7 protein-coding genes are annotated in these 4,506 nt (G+C 68.4%); 1 reads left to right on the forward strand and 6 read right to left on the reverse strand.

The window, feature by feature from the left end; translation table 11 throughout:
- Window positions 1-173: 173 nt before the first annotated feature.
- The 6 genes from Q8M82_RS10835 to Q8M82_RS10860 all read right to left on the reverse strand — a co-directional run bounded on the left by Q8M82_RS10835 (window position 174) and on the right by Q8M82_RS10860 (window position 3,345).
- Window positions 174-851: a hypothetical protein gene (locus tag Q8M82_RS10835; RefSeq protein WP_305691369.1), complete on the reverse strand. Its 678-nt coding sequence runs from the start codon at window positions 849-851 to the stop codon at window positions 174-176.
- Between the two features lie 99 nt (window positions 852-950).
- Window positions 951-1,511: a sigma-70 family RNA polymerase sigma factor gene (locus tag Q8M82_RS10840; protein ID WP_305691370.1), complete on the reverse strand. Its 561-nt coding sequence runs from the start codon at window positions 1,509-1,511 to the stop codon at window positions 951-953.
- A 249-nt stretch (window positions 1,512-1,760) separates the two neighbouring features.
- Window positions 1,761-2,078 (reverse strand): hypothetical protein, encoded by a 318-nt coding sequence (locus tag Q8M82_RS10845; protein WP_305691371.1) that lies wholly within the window; start codon window positions 2,076-2,078, stop codon window positions 1,761-1,763.
- Window positions 2,079-2,255: 177 nt separating this feature from the next.
- Window positions 2,256-2,669, reverse strand: a complete 414-nt coding sequence (locus tag Q8M82_RS10850) for a DUF6481 family protein (protein ID WP_305691372.1) — start codon at window positions 2,667-2,669, stop codon at window positions 2,256-2,258.
- A 51-nt stretch (window positions 2,670-2,720) separates the two neighbouring features.
- Window positions 2,721-2,984, reverse strand: a complete 264-nt coding sequence (gene rpsU / locus Q8M82_RS10855) for a 30S ribosomal protein S21 (RefSeq protein WP_066723523.1) — start codon at window positions 2,982-2,984, stop codon at window positions 2,721-2,723.
- Window positions 2,985-3,135: 151 nt separating this feature from the next.
- Window positions 3,136-3,345: a cold-shock protein gene (locus tag Q8M82_RS10860; RefSeq protein WP_069056707.1), complete on the reverse strand. Its 210-nt coding sequence runs from the start codon at window positions 3,343-3,345 to the stop codon at window positions 3,136-3,138.
- Window positions 3,346-3,630: 285 nt separating this feature from the next.
- On the opposite strand from Q8M82_RS10860, the gene proB reads away from it, so the two are divergent.
- Window positions 3,631-4,506, forward strand: an 876-nt coding sequence (gene proB / locus Q8M82_RS10865) for a glutamate 5-kinase (RefSeq protein ID WP_371126316.1), incomplete at its 3' end; no start/stop codon positions are given.

The following is a 4,506-nucleotide window of genomic DNA, read 5'->3' on the forward strand; positions in this document are numbered from 1 at the left end:
GGCCCGGCGGACAGCGCGAGCATCAGCGCGAAACCACCGCCTGCGGCCAGCCGAAGGGCCGAGACGGCGCGGGTCAGCGGGGAACGGGGCGACGTCATGATGCGCTCTCCCGATGCGCTCCGATGCAGCAACAGCATATCAGAAGCAGGCCCGTCCGTCACCGCCCCGCCGTCTCAGGGCGCCGGCGCGACGAAGCGCACGATCGCCGCCTCGGCTTTCATCCGGGCGGCGATGGCATCGACCTGGGCCTGCGTCAGCGACGCGTCGCCGACACGCACCTTGAAGTAGCCGTTGGCGCGCGGCCCATCCACCACCGAAGCCTCGTAGCGCTTGAAGAAGGAGGCGATGTCGCCGGCGCGCGCATCGGCCGAGAAGCTCAGCAGCACATAGCGCTCGGAGGACTGCGGCGGCGTGGAGGCGGTCTCGAAGCCGGTCTCCTCGCGCAGCAGCAGACCCGTCAGCGCGATGCCCTGCAGGGCGATCAGCGCACAGGCCACGGCGCCCGCATAGGCCAGCCGGCGCGGCGGCTGGGCGGCCATCAGGCCACCGAGCCAGGTCATGAAGCCCCCCTTGGCGCTGGCGAGCAGGCCTTGGCGGCGCGGCGTGGCCTCCACGCCTGCCATGAGCCGGTCGAGGACACGCGGCGAGGGAGCCCCGAGGCTCTCGTTCAGCAGCACAGTCTCGGCCATGTCGTCGCGGACGATGTCGAGCCGCAGTGCCAGTTCGGGGTCCGTAGCCAGGGCCGCCTCGACGCGCGCCTTATCGGCGGCCGAGATCCGGCCATTGGCGTAGAACGGCAGCAGCAGCTCGAGTTCGGCGCGCTTGGGATCGGTCGCGATGGCGTCGGTCATGGCTGGACTCCAGGATCGCTCGAGGGACGCAGAAAGAGCGGATGAGGGGAAGAAGGCATCGGCAATCGGGTCAGCAAACGCCGGCTCAGATGCGCCCCCTCAGGGCCAGCCCCGGTCGATTCCTGCGGCCTTGAGCAGTTCGCCCAGCTTCTTGCGGGCGTGGAAGAGACGTGTCTTGACCGTGTTCTCGGGGATACCGACGATCCTGGCGACCTCCTCGACCGAGCTCTCGTGGTAATAGACGAGGTCGATGACCTCGGCGTGGTCGCGGGACAGCTTGGCGAGGCAGGCGCGGATCGCGAGGCCCTTGTCCTGCTTCTGCACCGCGACTTCCGGATCGTCGGATTCGTCCTCGATGCTGGCAGCGAAATCGTCGTCCAGCCCGGCATCGCGCCGCTTGCGCAGGGCCGAGTAGGATTTGTTGCGGGCGATGGTGAGCAGCCAGGTCGTGACCGAGGAACGTGCCTCGAACCGATCCGCCTGACGCCAGAGGTCCATGAAGACGTCACCGGTCACATCCTCCGCCATCGTCTCGTCGCGCAGCAGGCGCAGGGCGAAACGATAAACCCGTGTCTGGTGCCGCGAGAACAGCACCTTCATCGCGAGCCGGTCGCCACCGGCGATCCGCTTGACGAGGTCTTCGTCGGATTCCGTATGCATTGCCCTCGAGGCCTGACATCCGGCTCGCGAGGGTTGGTCGCAGCGAGCGTGGAGAAGGTTCAATCGGCGGCGAGATAAATCTGCCTGCGACAATTTTTCATACGGTAATGAGGGCGCGGGTCAACTGAAAGCCATAATCGCAAGCGCGGTGCCTCTATGCGAGGCATGGCATGAGCGGCGCTGCGGCATGGCATGGCCGGCCGGGACGATCGGCGCAGACGAGGGGGCGGGGGCGGCCGAAGCCGGTCGTCAGGCCTTGGCCCGGCTCTTGGTCGCGCGCTTGGCGGTCTCGGCGGCCTTCAGGGCCTTGGCGGCGGCCTTGGCATCGGCCGCCTCGGTCTTGATGCGCGCCTGCTCGGCGGCGACGATCGCGGCCGTCTCGGCATCGGCGGCCTCCTTGGCGAGGCGCAGCGCCCTCAGCCGGACCGTCTTCTGCAGCACCGCCTCGCGCTCGACCTGCTCGGCCTCCATGGCGCGTGAGGCCTCCTGCTTGCGGGCGTCGGCCTTTTCGAAGGCACGCTGCGCGCGAAGCTTGATCTCGTCGGCTGAAAGGCCTCGCGTCGCCATGGCGGCTCACTCCCGTGTCGGCGGCGAGAAGCGGGTTCACGATCCGGCCGGACGGCACGGAGCGACCCGCCCCCTTTTGGACGGCATGTCGTGGTCGCGGGATCCACTTGTGGATCCCGCGGGACATGGACTGCGGAAGCCTTCCGCATCACCGGGCGACGCCCGGTGATGGAGCCGTCAGCGGCGACCGCCCTTGCCGGCGGCGCGCATCTGCGCGTACTGCACGGCCTCGAGCAGCACCTTGCGCGGGCGCTCCGCATCGCGCTTCGCCTGCTCCGCCTTGCGGGCGGCCTCGCGGGCGATCTCGGCGATACGCTCTTCCTCTTCCAGGCGCAGACGCTCGATCTCGGCGAGGCGCTCCTGCTCGGCGCGGATGGCGGCCTTCTCGGCCTCACGCTCGACCCGGGCGGCGGCGACGGCTTCGCGTTCCGCGCGTCGCTGCTGCATGATCGGGTCATCCGGACCCGGCCTCGCCTTGAAACGCTCCAGGAGCGCTTTCTTGGCGGCCGCGGAATTGGCCTGGCGATCAGTGAAGCTGCGGTCGTTCGGGTTCTTCAAGGCTGGCCTTCTCTCGGGTTGTGACGGGCGCATTTCGGCCCGCGAGGGCGCATTAATCCAAAATGCGCCCGAATGGTATCGAAATCAGCGCGGCGCGGGTGCGCTTCCAGCGCGCACCGGGCGCGGCTTGGGCTTCGGCGCGGCGATCAGTCCTTCGCGCTGCATCTGCTTGCGGGCGACCTTGCGGGCGCGCCGGATCGCATCGGCCTTCTCGCGGACGCGCTTCTCGGACGGCTTCTCATAGGCCGAACGGCGCTTCATCTCGCGAAACACGCCTTCGCGCTGCATCTTCTTCTTCAGGACCCGAAGGGCCTGATCGACATTGTTGTCGCGAACGAGAACCTGCATCTGTCACTCCTGCGGTTCGAGAATGGAAAAAAGGGCCGGGCACAAGGACCGACCCTTCGTCACGCCGCTGCGGCTGAAGCTTGGAAACGGGGGCGCCAGTACATCCGTGGTCGCCCTCCTGCTGTCCTGGCCGGCCGCTGCGGCGCTGGTCTCACTCGGCGCGGAGCTGGTCCGCCGACATCTTGCCCGAACGCTTGTCCTGGGTGAGCTCGTAGGAGATCTTCTGACCTTCCTGGAGATCACGCATGCCAGCGCGCTCGACAGCGCTGATGTGGACGAACACGTCCTGCCCGCCGTCATCCGGCTGGATGAAACCGAAACCCTTGGTCGAATTGAACCACTTGACTGTACCGGCGCTCATGACGAACCCTTTCACGGTATGATTTTTGACGCGAGACGGATTTCTCGCGCCGTTTTCGAAGTTTTAGCGGGAAGGTCGTCAGCGTGCGCATGAAATGCGCGGGGCCAAGTCGTTCGGCCTAAATATCGACACGCCCCATATGAGCGCTCGAACCGGCAATGTCAATGCAACTGCCGCGTGAATGCGCAGGCCGCGCCCCCGACCTCCTGGCCGGCGCTTTACAATGTCGCGCTTTTCGCCAAGACGCAGGCAGCCCAATCGCCAACCCCGCGGGTTTCCCTGTCCGTGAAGACGCCGTCGCTCCATCAGTTCCGCCGCATCGTCGTCAAGGTCGGCTCGAGCCTGCTCGTCGATCGCGAGCGCGGCCGCCTGCGCCAGGCTTGGCTGGCGGCGCTGGCGGAGGACCTCGCCGATCTGCATCAGCGCGGCGCGGACGTGCTGGTTGTCTCGTCCGGCGCGATCGCGCTGGGCCGTACCGTGCTCGCCCTGCCCTCCGGGCCGCTGCGCCTGGAGGAAAGCCAGGCCGCGGCGGCCGTCGGCCAGATCGCGCTCGCCCGCACCTGGGCCGAGGCGCTGGGCCATCATGGCCTCACCGCCGGCCAGATCCTGCTGACCCTGGCCGATACCGAGGAGCGCCGGCGTTATCTCAACGCCCGCGCCACGCTCGGCCGGCTGCTCGACCTGCGCGCCGTACCCGTGATCAACGAGAACGACACCGTCGCCACCACCGAGATCCGCTATGGCGACAACGACCGGCTCGCTGCCCGCGTCGCCACCATGGCCGGGGCAGACCTGCTTGTCCTGTTCTCCGACATCGACGGTCTCTACACCGCCCCGCCCGCACGGGACCCGGCGGCGCGCCACATCCCGCTGGTCGAGCGCATCACCCCTGAGATCGATGCGATGGCCGGGGGCGCCGCCTCCGAACTCTCGCGCGGTGGCATGCGCACGAAGATCGAAGCCGGCAAGATCGCCGCCAGCGGCGGCACGCATATGCTCATCGCCGACGGGCGGGCGAAGAACCCGCTCGCCGCCATCGCGGCCGGGGGGCGCTGCACCTGGTTCCTGACCGCCTCGACCCCCGCCACCGCGCGCAAGACCTGGATCGCCGGCTCGCTCGAGCCGCGCGGCACATTGCATGTCGATGCCGGCGCGGCGCGC

The organism is Allobosea sp. (assembly GCF_030694325.1).
Classification (GTDB): domain Bacteria; phylum Pseudomonadota; class Alphaproteobacteria; order Rhizobiales; family Beijerinckiaceae; genus Allobosea.